General features: G+C 40.8%; 18 protein-coding genes. 11 read left to right on the top strand and 7 right to left on the bottom strand.

Features of this window, described 5'->3' with window-relative positions:
* Positions 1–26 precede the first annotated feature (26 nt).
* The 11 genes from ubiE (at position 27) to H5162_RS06965 (ending at position 11,551) form a co-directional block, all read left to right on the top strand.
* Positions 27–782 (top strand): bifunctional demethylmenaquinone methyltransferase/2-methoxy-6-polyprenyl-1,4-benzoquinol methylase UbiE, encoded by a 756-nt coding sequence (gene ubiE, locus H5162_RS07015; protein ID WP_145240051.1) that lies wholly within the window; start codon positions 27–29, stop codon positions 780–782.
* A 40-nt stretch (positions 783–822) separates the two neighbouring features.
* Positions 823–1,428, top strand: a complete 606-nt coding sequence (locus H5162_RS07010) for an SCP2 domain-containing protein (protein ID WP_145240053.1) — start codon at positions 823–825, stop codon at positions 1,426–1,428.
* Between the two features lie 17 nt (positions 1,429–1,445).
* Complete coding sequence (gene ubiB / locus H5162_RS07005; RefSeq protein WP_145240055.1) at positions 1,446–3,050, top strand: ubiquinone biosynthesis regulatory protein kinase UbiB; 1,605 nt, start codon at positions 1,446–1,448, stop codon at positions 3,048–3,050.
* Between the two features lie 80 nt (positions 3,051–3,130).
* The gene (gene tatA / locus H5162_RS07000) at positions 3,131–3,370 is read left to right on the top strand and encodes a Sec-independent protein translocase subunit TatA (RefSeq protein WP_064666784.1); all 240 of its coding nucleotides are present in this window, start codon (positions 3,131–3,133) and stop codon (positions 3,368–3,370) included.
* 5 nt (positions 3,371–3,375) lie between these two features.
* Positions 3,376–3,708 (top strand): Sec-independent protein translocase protein TatB, encoded by a 333-nt coding sequence (gene tatB, locus H5162_RS06995; RefSeq protein WP_182759937.1) that lies wholly within the window; start codon positions 3,376–3,378, stop codon positions 3,706–3,708.
* A 47-nt stretch (positions 3,709–3,755) separates the two neighbouring features.
* A complete protein-coding gene (gene tatC, locus H5162_RS06990; RefSeq protein ID WP_145240059.1) occupies positions 3,756–4,499 on the top strand; it encodes a twin-arginine translocase subunit TatC in 744 nt (247 codons plus the stop codon).
* Positions 4,500–5,018: a hypothetical protein gene (locus H5162_RS06985; RefSeq protein WP_182778048.1), complete on the top strand. Its 519-nt coding sequence runs from the start codon at positions 4,500–4,502 to the stop codon at positions 5,016–5,018.
* Positions 5,018–5,800, top strand: a complete 783-nt coding sequence (locus H5162_RS06980; RefSeq protein ID WP_145240063.1) for a TatD family hydrolase — start codon at positions 5,018–5,020, stop codon at positions 5,798–5,800. Before H5162_RS06985 ends, H5162_RS06980 begins: the two co-directional genes overlap by 1 nt.
* 2 nt (positions 5,801–5,802) lie before the next feature.
* Positions 5,803–7,653 (top strand): diguanylate cyclase, encoded by a 1,851-nt coding sequence (locus H5162_RS06975; RefSeq protein WP_182778046.1) that lies wholly within the window; start codon positions 5,803–5,805, stop codon positions 7,651–7,653.
* 9 nt (positions 7,654–7,662) lie between these two features.
* Positions 7,663–8,670, top strand: coding sequence for a porphobilinogen synthase (hemB, locus tag H5162_RS06970; RefSeq protein WP_145240066.1), 1,008 nt, complete (start codon positions 7,663–7,665; stop codon positions 8,668–8,670).
* Positions 8,671–8,812: 142 nt separating this feature from the next.
* Positions 8,813–11,551, top strand: a complete 2,739-nt coding sequence (locus tag H5162_RS06965) for an ExeM/NucH family extracellular endonuclease (RefSeq protein ID WP_182778044.1) — start codon at positions 8,813–8,815, stop codon at positions 11,549–11,551.
* 79 nt (positions 11,552–11,630) lie between these two features.
* On the opposite strand, the gene H5162_RS06960 is transcribed toward H5162_RS06965, so the two are convergent.
* From H5162_RS06960 to agaR, 7 genes are all read right to left on the bottom strand, one after another.
* Positions 11,631–12,059 carry a hypothetical protein gene (locus tag H5162_RS06960; RefSeq protein ID WP_145240070.1) on the bottom strand — a complete coding sequence of 143 codons (429 nt, stop codon included), beginning with the start codon at positions 12,057–12,059 and terminating at the stop codon, positions 11,631–11,633.
* 388 nt (positions 12,060–12,447) lie between these two features.
* On the bottom strand, positions 12,448–14,532 hold the full coding sequence (gene fusA / locus H5162_RS06955; protein ID WP_145240072.1) for an elongation factor G: 2,085 nt from the start codon (positions 14,530–14,532) through the stop codon (positions 12,448–12,450).
* Positions 14,533–14,697: 165 nt separating this feature from the next.
* Positions 14,698–15,861 carry an N-acetylglucosamine-6-phosphate deacetylase gene (gene nagA / locus H5162_RS06950; RefSeq protein WP_145240074.1) on the bottom strand — a complete coding sequence of 388 codons (1,164 nt, stop codon included), beginning with the start codon at positions 15,859–15,861 and terminating at the stop codon, positions 14,698–14,700.
* Positions 15,858–16,787: an ROK family protein gene (locus H5162_RS06945; protein ID WP_145240076.1), complete on the bottom strand. Its 930-nt coding sequence runs from the start codon at positions 16,785–16,787 to the stop codon at positions 15,858–15,860. Before H5162_RS06945 ends, nagA begins: the two co-directional genes overlap by 4 nt.
* Entirely contained in the window at positions 16,780–17,916 is a 1,137-nt protein-coding gene (locus H5162_RS06940) for an SIS domain-containing protein (protein ID WP_182759940.1), read from the bottom strand. The genes H5162_RS06945 and H5162_RS06940 overlap by 8 nt, the downstream gene beginning before the upstream one ends.
* Positions 17,917–17,933: 17 nt before the next feature.
* Positions 17,934–19,217 (bottom strand): D-tagatose-bisphosphate aldolase, class II, non-catalytic subunit, encoded by a 1,284-nt coding sequence (locus H5162_RS06935; RefSeq protein WP_182778042.1) that lies wholly within the window; start codon positions 19,215–19,217, stop codon positions 17,934–17,936.
* Positions 19,218–19,259: 42 nt separating this feature from the next.
* Complete coding sequence (agaR, locus tag H5162_RS06930; RefSeq protein ID WP_145240083.1) at positions 19,260–20,030, bottom strand: transcriptional repressor AgaR; 771 nt, start codon at positions 20,028–20,030, stop codon at positions 19,260–19,262.
* Between the last annotated feature and the right edge of the window lie 252 nt (positions 20,031–20,282).

Here is a 20,282-nt window from a genome sequence, read left to right as displayed (position 1 = left end):
CTTTATTACCACGATAGAGATTAATCATGAACGAGAATCCTGAAAAGACCACGCATTTTGGTTATAAAACCGTTGCCGAAACCGAAAAAGCTTCTATGGTTGCCGATGTATTTCATTCCGTTGCTACTAAATATGACGTAATGAATGATCTCATGTCGTTTGGTATTCATCGTTTATGGAAACGTCAAACCATTGCTAGTTCAGGTGTGCGTAAAGGCCATCATGTGCTGGATTTAGCCGGTGGCACCGGCGACTTAACGGCAAAGTTTAGTCAACTAGTTGGTGATACTGGGCAAGTAGTATTAGGTGATATTAACTCATCAATGCTTAAAGTGGGGCGCGAAAAGCTACATAACCTAGGTCTTGTCGGTAATATTGACTACGTACAAATGAATGCTGAAGCACTGCCTTTCCCTGATAATAGTTTTGATTTAATTACCATTGCCTTTGGTTTACGTAATGTTACAGATCAAAATAAAGCACTTCGCTCGATGTACCGAATCTTAAAGCCTGGTGGTCGTCTGCTGGTATTGGAGTTCTCCAAACCAGAGCATCAAGTATTAAGTAAAGCCTATGATTTTTACTCATTTAACTTACTACCTAAAATGGGTGAGTTAGTTGCTAACGACGGTGAATCATACAAGTATTTAGCTGAATCAATTCGTATGCACCCAGATCAAGAAACACTAAAAGCAATGATGAACGAGGCTGGATTTGAGCAAACCACCTATCAAAATCTCACCGGTGGTATTGTAGCATTACATCGTGGCTTTAAATATTAAGCGTCACACCAGCTAGTAAAGTTTATTGCTAAGGTATTGTATGTTAAATAATTTCATGGTCGCACTCGTCGAAAGGGTTTTAAATACGGCGCTTAAACTCGATCCCACTCTTAGCGATAGACTGTCGTCAATATCCCAACAACGTTTATTAATTGATATACGCGATTGGCAACAGCAGTTTTTAGTGGTGTTTACTGGCCAACAACTGCATTTATACAACACTACCGAAACGCAATATGACTGCATGATAAGCGCCGATATTAATACTTTAATGGCACTTAAAAACCCTGCAATGCTGACTCAGTTAATCCGCCAAGATAAACTCGATTTGCAAGGTGATCTAAATATTGCACAAGGGTTTAGTAATGCTTTCGCTGCGCTTAATATCGATTGGCCTGAACACTTATCTGATTATCTTGGTGACGCAGCGGCACAGCAACTATGGCAGTTAGTTAAACAAACTCAACAGCAAAGTCAAAAAGCCAACAAGAAACTCTCTACAACGCTAACTACTTTATGCCAAGACGAGCTCAAAGTGACCATTCATCCTTTAGAGCTTGAGCAATTTAAGCAACACACGCGTCAACTCAAAGCACATGTTGCGCAACTTGAGTTACGTATCAACCAACTACTTCAAGCAAAATGAATCAGTAAGGATTATCTGTGTCAGCTGCTCGGCTTTATAACATCACAAAAACCCTCCTTAGCTATGGTTTGGATGAACTGATCCCATCACAAAAAATACCTTGGTATGGCAAAGTTGGCCGTGCATGTCTATTTTGGCTAACCAATAAGCACCCAGAAAAACCAGCAGGGTTAAGACTGCGTTTAGCATTACAACAATTGGGGCCAGTATGGATCAAATTTGGCCAAATGTTATCTACTCGGCGCGATTTATTACCACTAGATATCGCTTTAGAGCTAGCCTTGCTGCAAGATCAAGTACAGCCATTTGATGGTGTGTTAGCACAACAACTAATTGAAAATGCACTCGAAATCGATGATATCAGTGAATACTTTAGTGATTTTGAGCAAACCCCTTTAGCTTCAGCATCCATTGCCCAAGTACATACAGCCACTTTAGTGGATGAGCATAATCAACCACAAAAGGTGGTTATCAAAGTCATTCGCCCTGATATCAGAGAACAAATTGACGCTGATTTAGCATTAATGGAACAATTTTCTAAAATAGTGGCCAAGTTAATCAATGAAGCGAAAAGGTTACGCCCTGTTGAAGTAGTCAAAGAGTATAAGAAAACCTTACTTGATGAACTTGATCTGATGCGTGAAGGCGCAAACGCCATTCAATTAAAGCGTAATTTTGAAGGTTCTGATTCGCTTTATATTCCCTATGTTTACAGTGACTATAGTCGCGTAAATGTACTAGTCATGGAGCGAATTTACGGCATTCCAGTGTCTGATACTGAGGCATTAGTTGCGCAAAACACCAATATGAAACTACTGGCTGAACGCGGTGTGGAGGTGTTTTTCACCCAAGTGTTCCGTGATAGTTTTTTTCATGCTGATATGCACCCTGGTAATGTATTTGTATCCTATGAAAGCCCTGAAAACCCCAAATTTATCGGTATCGATTGTGGCATCGTGGGCACGCTAAACAAAGAAGACAAACGTTACTTAGCCGAAAACTTTATTGCCTTTTTTAATCGCGATTATCGTCAAGTCGCACAATTACATGTCGATTCTGGCTGGGTACCTAAAGACACCAGCGTGGAAGAATTTGAGTTTGCCATTCGCACTGTCTGCGAGCCGATTTTTAATAAGCCATTAGCAGAGATTTCATTTGGCCATGTCTTAGTTAATCTATTTAATACCGCTCGTCGCTTTAATATGCAAGTTCAACCCCAATTAGTTCTACTACAAAAAACCTTGTTGTATGTTGAAGGCCTTGGGCGTCAGCTATATCCGCAACTAGATTTATGGAAAACAGCTAAACCCTTTTTAGAAGACTGGGTAAAGCAACAGGTTGGTCCTTGGTCGGTATTTAAACAGGTATACGCAAATTTGCCATTTTGGGCAGAAAAAATGCCCGAGTTACCTGATTTGATCTATCACAACTTAAAACAACAGCGCAACAGTCCTGCACCACTGCCACAGCCATCGCACAAGCCATTATTACTTGGTCTTTTTGCTGGCTCAGCAATGATAGTATCAGGGTTATGTTATTTGCAGCATGACCTTGTCGCTGCAGGTATTGCTGCGATATGCTCTTTAAGCGGCTTTATACTTGCTTGGCGCAGCGCTGCATAAACTAAGTGCTATTTAGTGCTCGGTGAGTATAATCAGTACAATAATTTTAATTCACAGTATTTAATTAAGTGGAGAACATCATGGGTTTTGGCGGCATTAGTATTTGGCAATTGTTAATTGTTTTGGCAATCATAGTGTTACTTTTTGGTACGAAAAAATTGCGTGGTATTGGCGGTGATTTAGGTAACGCTGTAAAAGGGTTTAAAAAAGCAGTCTCTGAAGATGAGCAAAATAAACCAGCAGAACCAATTGAACAAGCAAATAACCCAATACAAAACAAAGAGTCTGTTGATAAAAGTAAAGAAGACCATAAGGCTTAATTAGCATGGGTATGTGGGAACTTGTTGTGGTGTTAATCGTCGGCTTAGTGGTACTTGGCCCTGAGCGGTTGCCAGTTGCTATTCGTACTGTTAGCCGTTGGATAAAAACTATAAAATCGCTGGCTAATTCGGTTAAGGCTGAAGTTAATGAAGAATTAAGAGTGCATGAGTTACACCAAAATTTAAAAAAAGCCGAACAACAAGGCATGCAGAACTTAAGTCCTGCAATAAAAGATTCAGTCAGCGAATTGCAAAAGGCTGCGGACTCGGTCACCCATAGTTATAAAAGAAATCCTCCTGAGCAAGCAGATAAAGTGAATGTTGATGAACAAAAATGAAATTATTTTTGTTAGCTATGGTCTATATATCGGTAACGAGTTAAATTATGACTGAACAAGTTAAATCAGGCTTTGTAAGTCATTTAATTGAATTGCGAAATAGGCTCATGAAAGCCTTATTAGCCATATTAGTATTTTTTATTGCGCTGGTTTACTTTGCAAACGATATTTACGGTTTTGTAGCGGCTCCATTAGTTGCGCACTTACCAAGTACAGCAACCATGATCGCTACAGATGTAACTGCACCGTTTTTTGCGCCGTTTAAGTTAACCTTATTTGTCGCTTTATTTGCAGCGTTTCCGTTAATTTTACACCAAATCTGGGGCTTTATTGCGCCAGGGTTATACCAACATGAAAAACGTATGTTAATGCCTGTTTTGGCATCAAGCATTATTCTTTTTTATAGTGGTATCGCATTTTGTTACTTTGTAGTGCTGCCCATTATTCTTGGCTTTTTTACTAGCGTTGGTCCAGAAATGATGACCTTGGCGCCAGACATTAGTAGCTACTTAAGTTTTGCATTGAAGCTCTTTTTTGCCTTTGGGGTCGCTTTTGAGATTCCGGTAGCTATTATGCTGTTATGTTTTAGTGGCGCTACCACAACACAAAGTTTAAAAGAGAAACGCCCTTATATTGTAGTCGGGGTTTTTGTTGTAGCAATGTTTTTAACGCCACCTGATGTGCTATCACAATCTTTATTAGCATTTCCAATGCTGCTGTTATTTGAATTGGGTTTAATCTTAGCATCCTTTTATAAGGCTAAACCTCAACAAGATGAATCAGAGGAATAAATGAAAAAACAACTTTTACCAATACTTGCCTTGTTAAGCATTCCAACTGTTCATGCCAATGAAGTTAACTTACAAGCTTTACAAGCCTGTACATTTATTGAAAATGACTTCAATCGCTTGCTTTGTTACGACAATACCATGGCAGGCAAGTCATTAACTAAACCAGAAACAACAAAAACCTTAACTCCACCTGCAAGTTCAGTCACCGCAACAGCGGATGTAGCTGTTGCTAGTAAGCAAATAATTAAAGTTAAAAATGAAGATTTTGGCTTAGAGCATAAAGAACTAGTAAAAGAAAACGACAATGAAATTACTGCCGTCGTGACTAACGTAAAAGAAGCACCTTACGGTGAGTTAATAATTAGTTTAAATAACGGCCAACAATGGCGCCAAATTGGCTCAGATAGCTTGCGTATCGACCAAGATGATACTGTAATTATTGAGCGCGGTATGTTCAACTCATTTTTATTGAAAAAAGCAGGTCAGAATCGCTCAATCCGCGTTAAGCGCACTAATTAATGACCACATCACTTATTGATGCTGGCGTAAATCTTACCAATCATCAATTTGATGCTCAACATTCGGCTATCATTACTCGTGCAAAAGCGCAAAATGTTAGCCAGATGCTGTTAATTGGTTGCGATATAAACTCCAGCCAGCAAGCTCTTCACTTAGCACAACAGTACCACCTACTTGCTACCGCCGGTGTTCACCCCCATGACGCAAAATCAGCCGATGAAAAACTAGAAATACAATTGTGCGCTCTTGCTGCAAATCCTGAGATTGTAGCAATTGGTGAATGCGGGTTAGATTACAACCGCGACTTTTCGCCTCGTGAAACTCAACGTTCTGTGTTACACCGACAACTCGCTTTAGCGGTAGAGTTAAATCTTCCGGTATATTTACATGAGCGAGATGCGAGCGAAGATATGCTGGCGATACTGCAACAGTATTCGGTGCGAGGAGTATTACATTGTTTTACCGGTGATCAACACGCCTTAGAGCAATACTTATCACTCGGTTTATACATTGGTATTACTGGTTGGGTCTGTGACGAACGTCGTGGTAAATCACTACAACAACTGGTGCCTATGCTGCCATTAGAGCGTCTATTAATTGAAACAGATGCGCCGTTTTTGATCCCACGCTCGTTAACTCCAAAACCAAAATCGCATCGCAATGAACCAAGCTATTTACCACATATATGCCAAACAATTGCGTCCTTAAAAGGTCTAGAGTTTGCAACTGTTGCAAAGCAAACTACACTTAACTTCCAACAGTTATTCAACCACAAGGGCTGATAATGAAGCGTGTTTGGTTGCTGCTTTATAGTTTTGTACTTATTTCATTCTCAGCCAATGCAACGCAGATCACCTTAGATAAGCATTTTGAACATATATTAAATATTCCTTTTGAATATTCTCAACAACCTTTAACAATAGAGCAAGCTAAGCTAGCCCCTACTCAGCAATGGCAACAACTTCCTGAGCAATCGCTCAATTTAGGACTAACCAATCAAGCCGTGTGGCTGCGCCTACAACTGGTCAACGCTGAGGATTCAGATCTACAAATTTTACTGTCCATTGATAATCCGTTATTAGATAAAGTGGCTGTATACCATTACTTTAAGCAAAACAGATTATTGTTTAAAGAAATTGGTGATGCATTACCACTCAATAACCGACAAATTAAAACAGAATCATTATTAGTAAAGCTAACACTCCCACCGAAAAGTAACTCAACATTACTACTTCATATTAAAAGTCTAGATGGTGTCAGAGTGCCGTTAAGTCTTTGGCAATATGATGAATATTTAAAATATAAAAGTAAGTTTAATTTAATGTATGGCTTGCTAGTCGGGTTTATTTTATCTTTAGCGATCACTTGCTTGGTTATGTTTGGTTTTTCACGAAAGCGCTACTTTGCACTCTGTGGCACTATTTTAATGACTTTATGGTTATTACTGATTTACTTATATGGCTTTGGCTATCGGTATTTTCACCCGTCTTTGCCTAGTCTGCAGCAGCTTGCAGTTCCAAGCATGTTGATATTAACCACTTGCTTATTCAAACTATTATTTGAACAATTACGACTGTCCACGAAAATGTGGCTGCAACCCTTACATAGATTGAGTAACTGGTTACTTTTTATCAGCCTATTTTTTATTTGGTTATTACCAACAAATATCATGCTTTATTACAGTCTACTCTTGCCCGCGCTAGTGATGTTATTACACATAGCGGCGTTAGGGATCGATATTAAGCAACAGCGAACACAGCCACTATGTGCGCTGCTATGTGGAGCGTTGATGTTTTTTTCCGCACAGCTTTACATGATTATTGTTGTGTTTAATTTCTATGATTTTAATGCGCGTGGTTTACCGTTTGTATTTTTTAGCTTTTTAATCTGCTCACTCAGTTTAAGCTTTGCTACCATCAAACACTTTTTAATCGAACGCGATGCCCAAGTTACTGCACAGCAGAGTAAAATAGCCCAAAGTGAAGCACAAGATGCCATCTTACAAGAACGTTTAGAGCTGCAAGAACAAGCTAGGTTAGATTTAGAAGCAAATATAGAAGAGCGAACGTTTGAACTTCAGGTCACTCTGCGTGAGCTTGAAGAAAAGAATCGCGCACTTGAACAAATCAATATGGAAGATCCATTAACACAAATAAAAAATCGCCGCTATTTCGATAAAAAGCTAGTAATGGACTTGCGTCGCTCTCGTCGGGAGCAAACATCTTTAAGCGTGATAATGCTCGACATAGACCACTTTAAGAGCATTAACGACACCTATGGGCACTTAATTGGCGACCAAACTATTCGTGCTGTGGCTGACATTATAAAAAGCCATTTAAAACGCCCACTTGACGAAGTAGCCCGTTATGGTGGCGAAGAGTTTGTTATCTTACTCCCCAATACCGCCCTCGGTGGTGCTGTAGAAATAGCGGATCAAATCCGCCAAGCAATCATGGATGCGACAATTACAGTAGCAAACAATGAGATAAAGTTTACTATTAGTGCTGGTGTATATAGCGCCATCGCTGAAGACATTCACAATCCGGGATTATTCACCGACTGCGCCGACAAAGCACTTTATCATGCCAAGCAAAGTGGGCGTAATCGTGTAGTTAGTTTTCCAATTTTAGACTAGGAGCAAATAATGGCCCAATCAGGTCTCGACCTTTTCCCTTATACTCGCATGCGCAGAATGCGCCGCAATGATTTCTCTCGCCGCTTGATGGCTGAAAATCAACTCAGTGTGAATGACTTAATTTACCCAGTATTTGTGCTTGAAGGTAACAATCGCCGAGAAGCCATTGCATCGATGCCAGGCATAGAGCGCTTATCGATTGACTTACTGCTGATTGAAGCAAAAGAGTTGGTTGAATTAGGTATTCCTGCAATCGCTATTTTTCCGGTCACCCCTGCGGACAAAAAATCATTGCTTGCTGAAGAAGCTTACAATGATGATGCACTGGCACAACGCACTGTACGCGCACTCAAAGAAGCCTATCCAGAATTAGGGGTAATCACCGATGTAGCACTTGATCCCTTTACAGTGCATGGGCAAGACGGAATTATCGACGATGATGGCTATGTAATTAACGACATCACGACAGAAATATTAGTTAAACAAGCGATATCTCATGCACAAGCGGGTGCAGATATTGTTGCCCCTTCAGATATGATGGATGGCCGCATTGGCGCGATCCGTGAAGCGCTAGAGGCCGAAGGCCATATTCATACACGCATTATGGCTTATTCAGCTAAATATGCCTCAAGTTACTATGGACCATTTCGTGATGCAGTCGGTTCGGCTGGTAACTTAAAAGGTGCGGACAAAAAAACCTACCAAATGGACCCAGCTAATTCCGATGAAGCCATTCGTGAAGTAGCGCTGGATTTACAAGAAGGTGCTGACATGGTGATGGTGAAACCCGGTATGCCTTATTTAGATATCGTACGCCGAGTTAAAGATGAATTTGGTGTGCCGACGTTTGCTTATCAAGTGAGTGGCGAGTACGCGATGCATAAAGCGGCGATTGATAATGGCTGGCTTGCTGAAGAAGCCACAATTATGGAGTCCTTGCTTGCTTTCAAACGTGCTGGCGCTGACGGTATTCTTACCTATTTTGCAAAGCAGGCTGCACAACTGCTAAAAAGGTAAGCCTTATACATTTTTAATTTAGAAAAGGGCGATTCTGCGCCCTTTTTATTTCCATATTATTAACATTTTGTATTTTCTTTGTCATAAATTTTCCTTAAACTGTTTGTCCCACTCGGGACACAATACACGGGAAAAAATAATAATGTTTAAAACAAAAATAACGCCATTGGCGCTTGTAATTGCAAGCCTCAGTGCACCAGCTTCTGCTAATTTAATAATTTCAGAATATGTTGAAGGTGGTAGTAACAATAAAGCAATTGAGCTTTTTAATACCTCTGGCGAAACACTATCGCTTGATGGCTATAACATCTCACTTTTCGCCAATGGCAATGGCGACCTGACAGCTCCAAATAATACACTTGCTCTATCCGGTAGCTTAGCCGCCAATGGCACCTATGTAATCGTAAATGCAGGCTCTGTAGACGAGCTTAAAGCTAAAGCTGATATTGAAGCAACCGTTACTTATTTCAATGGTGATGATGCATTGGTACTTACGAAAGACGGCACTATTGTTGATAGCTTTGGTCAGTTAGGCGTTGACCCTGGTAGCGAATGGTCAGCCGGAGGTGTTAGCACCAAGGACAAAAGCTTACGTCGCAAGCTAAGTATTACTGCAGGTCGCAGCGATGCTACTGCGTCATTTGATCCAAGTGAACAATGGCTACAATTTGATAAAGATGACTTTTCAGGGCTCGGTTTTCATGGTGAGAGTACTGAGCCAACCCCAGATCCAGAACCAGTTATTCCATTAGAATGCGGCGCAGCTAAAACACTTATCAGCGCAGTACAAGGTGAAGGTGGTGATAGCCCTCTATTAAACACAGAAATTGAGCTGGAAGGCGTAGTAACTGCTGATTTTCAAGGTAGTGAGCAATTAAGTGGCTTCTTTATTACATCACTTGATGCAGATATTGATACAAACCCACTTACTTCTGAAGGTATCTTTGTTTATTTTGCTAATACCGATGTCAATGTTGGTGATCACGTGCGAGTTAAAGGCAGTGTCGCAGAATACTTTAATGCCACCCAAATTGGTGATGTTAGTCAAGTAGAAGTATGTGCTACAGGCTTAACGCCAACAGCAACAAGTATCACTCTCCCTGTTAATAATGTAACCGATTTAGAAGCTTATGAAGGCATGCTGGTTTCACTAGAGCAACCGCTGGTTGTTAGCAACAACTATGGTTTAGGCCGTTATGGTGAAGTAGGTCTTGCCACAGAACGCTTATATCAAGGTACACAAATAGCCCTTCCTGGTGATGCTGCTAACGCTGTTGAAGCCGAAAACATAAAAAAACAAATCTTACTTGATGATGGTTCAACGAAGCAAAACCTTGACCCAGTTTCTTACCCTGGTACTGGCTTAGACGCTTATAACACATTACGTTTAGGTGATTCTGTAAACGGAATCACTGGTGTAATGGGTTACAGCTTTGATCGCTATCGTATTCACCCAACAGTACAACCAACTTTTGTTGCAACTAACCCACGTACAAATGCGCCAGAACTGCACGCTGATGCAGATATTCGAATTGCAAGTTTTAATGTCCTTAACTACTTTAATGGTGATGGTCAAGGTGCTGGTTTCCCAACCAGTCGTGGCGCTGATAGTGAAGCTGAATTTATTCGCCAACAAGCGAAAATTGTCAGTGCACTTGTTGCTATAGAAGCTGATGTTATCGGCTTAATGGAAATCGAAAACGATGGTTTCGGTGCAAATAGCGCTATTGCTAGTCTAGTTAATGCGTTAAACGATGAAGATAGCAATAATGAATACGCCTTTGTTAATTTTAACGTAGATAAAATTGGTACTGATGAAATTACCACCGCACTTATCTACCGTGCAAATAAAGTCGCACAAGTTGGCACCGCAGCTATCACAACCCAATATCCATTTGACTATAGTAACCGTACACCTATCGCACAAAGCTTCAAATCACTTGAATCAGAAGAAGTATTTACTGTTGCTGTAGCACATTTAAAATCCAAAGGTAGCTGTGGCAGTGCCGATGGCAACAATGCCGATTTAGGTGATGGGCAAGCATGTTGGAATGAGATCCGCGTTGCTGGTGCTAATGGCTTTGCAGACTGGCTTGATAGCAAGCCAACAGGCATAGACGATGAGGACATCATATTAGTAGGTGATATGAATGCCTATGCGATGGAAGATCCAATACGTGCATTTGCAGACAAAGGATTTAAAAATGTCGTTGCAGAATTAGATGGTAACACTCTTGGCTATTCATATAGTTTTTCTGGACGTATGGGCAGCCTAGATCATGCAGTTGCCAGCCCAAGCTTACTCGCGAAGGTTGTTGCAGCGACAGATTGGCATATCAATGCTGATGAGCCGATCAGTCTGGATTATAACGTAGAGTTTAAATCTGATTCTCAAGTTGCTAGCTTGTATTCAGAGAGTGCTTATCGTGCCTCTGATCATGATCCTGTAATTATTGATATTCAATCTGCCCCTGCTGTAGAGCCAATTCCTGAGCCACAAGCTCCAGTTCTAGAGCCTGAGCAGAGTTTTAGCATCAGTGAAAATAGTCCAATTGGCACTGTCATTGGTCAATTGAGTTTTAGTGATGCCGATGCACAGTACACACCCGTTATTGGCTTCATTGTATCTGGCCACGATGCAGTAACTATAAATGAGCAAGGGCAACTAATCGTTGCTGGTGATTTAGACTATGAGTTTGAAAGAAAAATCACATTAATGGTACAAGCAAAAGACAGTGCTGGTAATTTATCAAATGCGCAGCTCGTTTACATTAATATCGCTAATGATGAGACTGATGACGAAGACGATGACTCAGGTTCATTATTTTGGTTAACGTTACTGGCGTTACCACTAACATTCCTACGCCGTAAAAAAGCGTAGCATAAACTAAACTCTGCTTGTAATAAGTTTATTCAGCAGAGTTCAGATTAGTAAAAAGGCCGCTAAACTGCGGCCTTTTTTATGCATTACATTGGGTATGCTGTGAATTATTACAGCTATTCTTCTTACTATACCAATACATAATTGACTGCTGAGCTTGATCATCAAACTGCCAATTATAAAAGTGGATTACTTTGCTATCTTCTAAAGAAACCGATAATACAGTCAGTAATTTTAATGAGTTAAATTGAATATCAATAATTTCATCTGCATTAATATATTTTTTACCTAACCCCTGAGAGTAATAAATGCCCGCTTTATAACAATGCAAAAAGCGTAAATTGATGATGCTCAAAATTGAGATAATAAATATAACAGGAACAATAATTAGGGCTAAAAAAGTCTGATTTACAGCAAAGATGATTGTTAGCAAAAAAGCAACAGCACAAAGGGTTAGTATCATAACTAACTGCAACAGCCAGTTTGGGCTCAATTTAATTGAATTCATATAAACGTCCTAAAAAGTACACATATATGTCTCTTTATTCGAGAGACTTCCATTTCTCTAATATGCGTATATGGGTGGCATAAGCGGGTATTCTACCTGTATTAGTAACTAAGATTCAAGTAATTGCACTACTTTTTACCTAGTTATAAATAACTAGTTTAATTAGTAAGACAGCCAGCTTTTAAACTACAGCTTATGAGTGGAATAACGTTTAAGCTGCAGTAATAAATAGTTGATTATTTGACTCTTTGCTTCAATAGCGACTAAGAGTGCTAACGACTCATTGCTAGCATAACAACAAAAAAGTATTCGATTGTTGGAGGGATAATATTTCTGGCAATAAAAAACCCGCAACAAGTGCGGGTTTTTTTAAGAGTTTAAAGGCTAATTACTTAGCAGCTTTTTTCTCTTTTTCTGCAGCGATTACAGTTTCAGCTACGTTTTGTGGACATGGTGCATAGTGTGAGAACTCCATAGAGAACTGACCACGACCTGATGTCATTGTACGTAATGAACCGATGTAACCGAACATTTCTGATAACGGAACGTCAGCTTTAATACGAACGCCTGTTAAACCAGCTTCTTGGTCTTTCATCATACCACGACGACGGTTAAGGTCACCGATTACATCACCAACGTGATCTTCTGGAGTGAACACGTCAACTTTCATGATTGGCTCAAGAAGTTGTGCGCCCGCTTTAGGGATCGATTGACGGAAAGCGCCTTTAGCAGCGATTTCGAATGCGATTGCAGATGAATCCACGGCATGGAAGCCACCGTCGAAAAGTTCAACTTCAACGTCAAGCACTGGGAAGCCAGCTAGCACACCTTCGCTCATCATTGACTTGAAGCCTTTCTCAACTGCAGGCCAGAATTCTTTAGGTACGTTACCACCAACAACTGATGATTTAAACGTGAAGCCTGAAGCAACTTCGCCTGGCTTGATGCGGTAGTCGATTTTACCGAACTGACCAGAACCACCTGATTGTTTCTTATGCGTGTAGCTATCTTCGATTTCACGAGTGATAGTTTCACGGTAAGCAACCTGTGGTTGACCAACGATAAGATCTACGCCGTAAGTACGCTTAAGGATATCAACTTTGATATCTAAGTGAAGCTCACCCATACCTTTAAGGATAGTTTCGCCTGAATCTTCATCAGTCTCAACTTGGAAAGATGGATCTTCTGCAACCATTTTACCGATAGCAACACCCATTTTCTCATTACCGCCTTTATCTTTAGGCTGTACAGCAATCGAGATTACTGGAGTTGGGAATACCATTGGCTCAAGTGTTACTGGGTGCTTAGGATCACAAAGAGTGTGACCAGTTTGCACGTTTTTCATACCTACGATTGCAATGATGTCACCAGCTTGTGCGCTAGTTAATTCATTACGGTCGTCTGCTTGCATCTCAACCATACGGCCAACACGCTCAGTTTTACCAGTAAACGCGTTAAGGATAGTGTCACCCTTATTAAGTTTACCTGAGTAAATACGTACGAAAGTTAATGCACCAAAACGGTCATCCATGATCTTAAACGCTAACGCTTTGAATGGTTCGTCAGTAGATACGATTGCGAATTGACCATTTTCGTTACCTTCTTCATCCATAAGAGGTTGAGGATCAACTTCTGTAGGAGATGGTAAGTAGTCAACAACAGCGTCAAGTACTAATTGCATACCTTTGTTCTTGAAAGCAGAACCACAGTATGTAGGGAAGAAAGCAAGGTCACGAGTACCTTTACGGATACAACGCTTGATATCTTCTAAAGAAGGCGCTTCACCTTCCATATACGCTTCAAGAAGTTCGTCGTCTTGCTCTAGAGCAGTTTCAACTAGCATTTCATAGTATTCTTCAGTTTTGTCTACCATGTCAGCTGGAACGTCTTCGATCGTGTAGTTCTCTGGAAGACCAGTTTCGTCCCAGATGTATGCTTTTTTAGTTAAAACATCAACAACACCACAGAACTCATCTTCGATACCGATTGGTAACGTCATGATTAGTGGGTTTGCGCCAAGTACTTTACGTACTTGCTCTGTTACACGGTAAAAATCAGCACCCATACGGTCTAATTTATTTACGAAAATAACACGTGCAACTTCTGATTCGTTAGCATAACGCCAGTTAGTTTCTGATTGTGGCTCAACACCACCAGAACCACAGAATACACCGATGCCGCCATCAAGTACTTTTAATGAACGGTATACTTCAACTGTGAAGTCAACGTGTCCAGGAGTATCGATAACGTTAAAACGGTGATCTTTCCAGAAACAGCTTACAGCCGCAGACTGGATAGTAATACCGCGCTCAGCTTCTTGTTCCATGAAGTCAGTTGTTGATTCACCATCATGAACCTCACCAGTTTTATGGATTTGACCAGTAAGCTTTAGGATACGCTCAGTAGTCGTGGTTTTACCCGCATCAACGTGCGCGAAAATACCAATGTTTCTGTACTTCGATAAATCTGCCATTATTTTACTCTTAATAAAGTCGAAAAATTATTCGGCGGGAGTATAGCATTACTTATAGCGAACATCACCATACATGTCGCTTAAAATGCAATCAATTTTATAATATTTTACTTTCTATGGGTTTTGAAGCGCATAGCCACACTAAAGCCGAGCGCTTTAGCCATTTTATGCACTTTTAAAAAAGCACCGCTGACCCTTCACATAGGTCGCCTGAATACTAAAATCGCTGTTTAAAATAGCAAAATTCGCATGCTTACCTTCCGCTAAAGAACCAACTTGGCTGGCAATATTAAGAAATTGCGCGGGCACAATGCTGGCCATATTTATCGCCTCACGTAGCTCAACACTGCCTAATTGATGCATATTTTTAACTGCTTGCTCAAGCGTTAAAGTGCTGCCAGCTAACGAGCCGGAGGCAGTTCTCGCCACACCTTGTTGCACAACAACATCCATTTTACCCAATTTATACTCACCATCATTTAGTCCACCGGCATTGATACAATCACTGATCAAAGCGATTTTTTGTGGACCTTTTAGCTTATAGATCAGCTTTAAAATTGTAGGATGAAGATGTACACCATCTGCAATCACTTCAACAAGTGCGTCATCATTCATCAATACCGCGCCGGCACAACCTGGATCACGATGATGAATGCCACGCATCCCATTAAAAACATGCACCCCACCGCATGCGCCATGCTCAAGCGCGCTTTGAGTTTGTTCATAATTGGCATCACAGTGACCAAGCATTACCCTAATTCCTTGCGCTGTCAGGTATTCAATTAATACATTTGCGCCTGGCTTTTCTGGCGCCAACGCAACCACTTTTAAGCTACCCGTGGCTGCATTAATCATCGCTTCTAGATGCGACTGCGATAGCTCTAAAAAGTAATCTTGATTGTGCGCGCCTTTATGAACTTCACTGAAAAACAGGCCCTCACTATAGCCACCTAGCACCTGAGCACCGCTAGGTTGCTGCGTGTATGCCTGACCAATTACACTCATAGCATTAAGTGTTTGTTGCCAATCGGTGGTCACTGTCGTTGCTAAAAAGCCTGTTACTCCATGCTCTGCAAGTGAGCATGAAATCGTTTCAATACTACTCATTTTACAATCAATCACATCACAACCTTCGCGACCATGAATGTGTAAATCAATTAAGCCTGGAATAATTGCAGCATTACCATAATCATCAATAGGCACACCGGCTGTAGGGTTTTGCGTAAAATGACTAATAATGCCATTTTCAACTAACATGAAGTGATTTTTAAGTACTCGTTCTTGACAATAAATTACATCAGCTTTGACGTAAAACACGGATCCAATCATGCCAGCGCTCCCACTTGTTCTTTGGCCAAAATAGCGGCACCGCGAGCGCCACTGGCATCGCCAAATTCAGCAAGCACTATTTTTGGCACCCGAATATCAGCAAATACATACGGTACGATTGCCTCTTCAAGCTTGCTCATTAGTTCATCAACTAAAGACATACCCCCACCAACTACAATCACCTCAGGGTCATAGGCCATAATAATTGCCGCAAAAGTACTGCCAATTAAATCCAAATAACAGGCAAAGCTTTGTTGGCAAAATACGTCGCCTTTTCTCAACCCTTCAACAATTTCAAAAGTAGTTAATACTTCGCCAGAAAAGTGCTGGTAAATTCTCGCCAAGCCAGGGCCTGCAATATAACTTTCAATGCACCCTGTTAAACCACAGCCACATTTTAAAATAGGTAACTGGTACTTCTGCTGTAACACTGCAGAAAGTGCGTAATGACCGTATTCACCTGCAATTCCTTGGGCGCTTTTATACAATTGACCATCAATACACAGCCCACCACCCGCACCAGTACCAAGAATTGCACCGAACACCCGGGTATGTTGCAAACCAACGCTGCTGCGCGCTTCTGAGAGTGCAAAACAGCGGCAATCGTTTTCGATCGCAACCGGGCGATTTATTAACTGAGCTAAATCTTGCGCGGCATTTTTACCGGTCGCATGAGGCACGTTAGCCGACAGTACTTGTTGGTTCGCATTAACAATGCCAGGCATACCAATACCGACCGCACCGTGACATTGATATTTATGATCGGCACTTAAAATCATACCTACTAACGCATTTAGAAAGTCTTGATAACTATTTTGCGGAGTCGCAATGCGCCATGATTCAAGTTGCTTTAATGAAGCGTCAAATACAGCAAGTTCAATTTTACTACCGCCAATATCAATGCCATAAATATACTGCTTAGTCATTAATATCACCTTGTTTTAGCGGGTAAATCGTCACCCCTTGCACCACTCTGTTTACTTCACCAGTTGGGCATGGGTTATCTACTGTAATGCCTAGTTGCCACGCTTTATAGAACGACATTATTTGCGCGCAGACCATATAATATAAGCCATTAAATACATCGTCTAATTGCTGCATCACCGCGTCATCTGGCAGCGTCAAGGCGTGAACATCAATAGCTTTATTATCGCGACGTAACTCATTCAACAAATCAATATCGTACTGCTTGGTATAGGTATTAGTTGAGCCAAATAAAACAATTAAAGTTTTATCATCAACCAATGATTTTGGGCCGTGACGAAAACCAAGCGGGGATTCAAAATACCCCATAACTTGACCCGCACTTAATTCTAATAATTTTAATGCTGATTCTTGCGCATAGCCTTTTAAGGATCCTGCGCCTAAATACACTAAGCGATGCATAGGCAGTTCAGCCAATGTTTTTAGTTCAGCTAATTTACCAGCAATATTTTTTTCAACCGCTTCTGCAATAGTTAAAACAGCGTTATCTGCATCACTAAATATTGCCACACTTGCCACCAACATTGAGGTAAAACTACTGGTCATAGCGAAGCTGTGATCAAGTGTTTGCGTAGGCATCAATAACGAGAAATAGTTTTCATCTTGCGCTGCTTGTTTATGCAGTGCTCCATCAGGGTTACAAGTAATAAATAGATGCGCGCAGTGTTTTACATAGTTATTCACTACATCAACAGCGGCAACACTTTCAGGACTATTGCCCGAGCGTGCAAATGACACTAATAAAGTTGACTTATTTGGCTGTAAATACTGCTCTGGGCAGGCAACAAGCTCTGTGCTACTAACACTTCGACAAGCAATATCCAATTGTTGATTCAAATAACCAACAACCGCCTCACCAACATAAGCTGAGGTACCGGCACCGGTAAAAATTATTTGCGCATTTGGCTTATCTAATACGCCTGCAAGCCAACTATCTAGCTGCGCTCGCGCAGCTTTTACAATACTGAGCGTTGCTCGCCAACAATCGGGCTGCTGCATAATTTCTTTTGCAGTCCATAAACTATTTTTAGCTTCTAAAAGGGTTTCATCAATTGCTAAATAACTAGACATTACTACCTCACTTACGTCTATTGTTGTTTAAAACACGCATCTGCGTAGCGACTGGTTACTTGCATTATGTGATGAAGTACCAAAGATTTAGGGCTGTTTTGCAGGGTGTTATTTCGCACTGCAAGATACTGCAATGGCATATATTGGCTTAGTAACGGCAGTGGTATCGGTTGTTCTTGTAAATTACAAAATAGCTTATCAACGGCAGCTTGATTGCCTTGTTGTCCCCAGTAATAACGGATTCGATCACTAAAACTAAAGCGACGATAAAGCTGCTGCACTGATTTATCAACTTGATAAAAACGCTGCCAATTTTTCGGAAACTGCTGCATATCGGCATCAATAACAGTGCGTATATGTGAACATTGCTCGGTGTCTATTAGCGCATCTTCAATATGGCTTAATGCAAATAATGCCTCACGCAAAGCAAAGGTAAGCTCTGGGCCCACTTTTAAAATCGCAAAATGATCATTTACTAATTGTTGATACGCAATGGGCGTTTGATAATCAGTTGAATGTGCTTCAAAGGCAATGCCATCAACGGCCTTTATATATTGCTTTAGCCGTTGCGCTTTAGCGCTATCATAATCAAATACTTGCGTGTTATCGAATTCCACACCTGGCTGTACAACCAAGCCAACTACTCGCTGCCATGCCGATGATAACCCCTGCTGTAAAAATGCATCGTGATGCAATGCCAATGTACTAGCAACATGGTCAGTTTCTGTGACTGCAAGCGTATCTATTTGCTCATCGGCACCACCGGGCGGCGGCACCTCAGTACCAATAACATAGACTAAGTCACTGCGGCCAAAGGTATCTAATGCTGTTTGTTCAGCCACTGCACACAACTGCGCCGCACGTGTTGCAACTGTTTCATCAGCTAAAATTAATTCATCATCGGCGCAGCGCATACTGGTGTCTAAGTGAATTTTTTTGAATCCTGCACCAACATAACTGGCGATCAACTGCTCAGCTTTTTGCATCGCCGATTCAGCGCTTTCATCACACCAACACACAGGGCCTAAATGGTCACCGCCAAGGATCAGCTTATCAATTGCAAACTCTTGCTTTGTCGCAAGCTGCTCAATAAATGCCATAAAATCAGCAGGTAACATACCCGTATAACCACCAAACTGATTGACCTGATTAGCGGTTGCTTCGATTAATAAATAACTATTATCTTGTTTGGCTTGCAATATGGCAGCTTCTAGCACCAATGGATGAGCGGAACAAACGGCATAAATACCCTGTTTTTCGCCGCGTTTATTCGCTGCGATTAATTGCTGTAATATCGTCATTGCAAGCCTCTTCGTTAGATAATCTTTGTTTAGTTATGAAAGTTAAAGATCGAGAATATGTAACCGCACACCTGCATCTTCGAGCGCGGTTTTTATCTCTGCTGGAATTCCACTGTCTGTAACCAGTACGTTTATTTCACTGGCGGCAATAATTTTATGCACGCCTTTACGATTAAATTTACTAGAATCTGTTACTACTATGATCTCTCGCGATACTTCACACATCACCCGATTTAGCAGAGCTTCAAGCTCAAAGTGCGTTGTAATACCAATATCTTTTTCAAAGCCATCAACACCCAAAATTAACTTATCAAAGTGATATTGTTGTAAGTGCTGTTCAGCTTGGCGGCCATAAAATGACAGTGATTTTTTACGTAGCGTGCCACCAGTCATTAACACTTCAACCGATGGCGCATTAAGTAGTGAGTGCGCCACATTTAAGCCATTGGTCATCACAACTACGCCGTGGTGGCTGGTTAGATTTTTAGCGACTTCTTCAGTTGTTGTCCCTGAGTCTAAAATAATCGATTCACCATCCTTAATTAGACTCGCTGCAAATTTACCTAAGCGCTCTTTAATACCGCGATTTGCATCGTGTTTTTCTTTTAATGATAATTCTTGAGTTAAGCGATTACTGGCAACTGCACCACCACGGGAGCGTACCAACAATCCTTTTTCATCCAACTCATTTAAGTCGTTACGGATAGTTACCGTTGAAACACCAAACAACTGAGCTAACTCAGGAACCTGCACCCGCTCTTGTTTGTAGACCAATTGCACAATCTCATGACGCCTTTCGATAGTGTTAAGCATGCCCGCTCTCTTTCATTGTTAACTTTCATTCATTGTACGCAGCTTTCGTTTACTTTCAATTCAATTTTTTTACATTTATCTTTAAACATTAAAAAGTTAAATTAAACCATTGTAAATAAAGACTTTAAAATAAAAAATAAAAAACAACACCACCAAAACGAAAGCAAATGAAAGATTTTTATCTTGCATTGACATTTCATTGTGTGTACAAATAAAAGCCTGCGAAAACAAATTTACAAATAATAAACAATA

The sequence above is a fragment of the Pseudoalteromonas sp. SR41-8 genome, assembly GCF_014163915.1.
Classification (GTDB): Bacteria; Pseudomonadota; Gammaproteobacteria; order Enterobacterales; family Alteromonadaceae; genus Pseudoalteromonas; species Pseudoalteromonas rhizosphaerae.
Note: the sequence above shows the minus strand (reverse complement) of the source record. Positions and strands in the feature narration are given on the sequence as shown.

Coding starts and splice junctions, on each gene's coding strand:
- nagA (WP_145240074.1), bottom strand. CDS start 15,861: ATGATTGGATCCGTGTTTTACGTCAAAGCTGATGTAATTTATTGTCAA.
- H5162_RS06980 (WP_145240063.1), top strand. CDS start 5,018: ATGACCACATCACTTATTGATGCTGGCGTAAATCTTACCAATCATCAA.
- tatB (WP_182759937.1), top strand. CDS start 3,376: ATGGGTATGTGGGAACTTGTTGTGGTGTTAATCGTCGGCTTAGTGGTA.
- agaR (WP_145240083.1), bottom strand. CDS start 20,030: ATGCTTAACACTATCGAAAGGCGTCATGAGATTGTGCAATTGGTCTAC.
- H5162_RS06960 (WP_145240070.1), bottom strand. CDS start 12,059: ATGAATTCAATTAAATTGAGCCCAAACTGGCTGTTGCAGTTAGTTATG.
- H5162_RS06965 (WP_182778044.1), top strand. CDS start 8,813: ATGTTTAAAACAAAAATAACGCCATTGGCGCTTGTAATTGCAAGCCTC.
- H5162_RS06935 (WP_182778042.1), bottom strand. CDS start 19,217: ATGACGATATTACAGCAATTAATCGCAGCGAATAAACGCGGCGAAAAA.
- H5162_RS06940 (WP_182759940.1), bottom strand. CDS start 17,916: ATGTCTAGTTATTTAGCAATTGATGAAACCCTTTTAGAAGCTAAAAAT.
- H5162_RS06975 (WP_182778046.1), top strand. CDS start 5,803: ATGAAGCGTGTTTGGTTGCTGCTTTATAGTTTTGTACTTATTTCATTC.
- H5162_RS06945 (WP_145240076.1), bottom strand. CDS start 16,787: ATGACTAAGCAGTATATTTATGGCATTGATATTGGCGGTAGTAAAATT.
- ubiE (WP_145240051.1), top strand. CDS start 27: ATGAACGAGAATCCTGAAAAGACCACGCATTTTGGTTATAAAACCGTT.
- hemB (WP_145240066.1), top strand. CDS start 7,663: ATGGCCCAATCAGGTCTCGACCTTTTCCCTTATACTCGCATGCGCAGA.
- H5162_RS07010 (WP_145240053.1), top strand. CDS start 823: ATGTTAAATAATTTCATGGTCGCACTCGTCGAAAGGGTTTTAAATACG.
- fusA (WP_145240072.1), bottom strand. CDS start 14,532: ATGGCAGATTTATCGAAGTACAGAAACATTGGTATTTTCGCGCACGTT.
- tatA (WP_064666784.1), top strand. CDS start 3,131: ATGGGTTTTGGCGGCATTAGTATTTGGCAATTGTTAATTGTTTTGGCA.
- H5162_RS06985 (WP_182778048.1), top strand. CDS start 4,500: ATGAAAAAACAACTTTTACCAATACTTGCCTTGTTAAGCATTCCAACT.
- tatC (WP_145240059.1), top strand. CDS start 3,756: ATGACTGAACAAGTTAAATCAGGCTTTGTAAGTCATTTAATTGAATTG.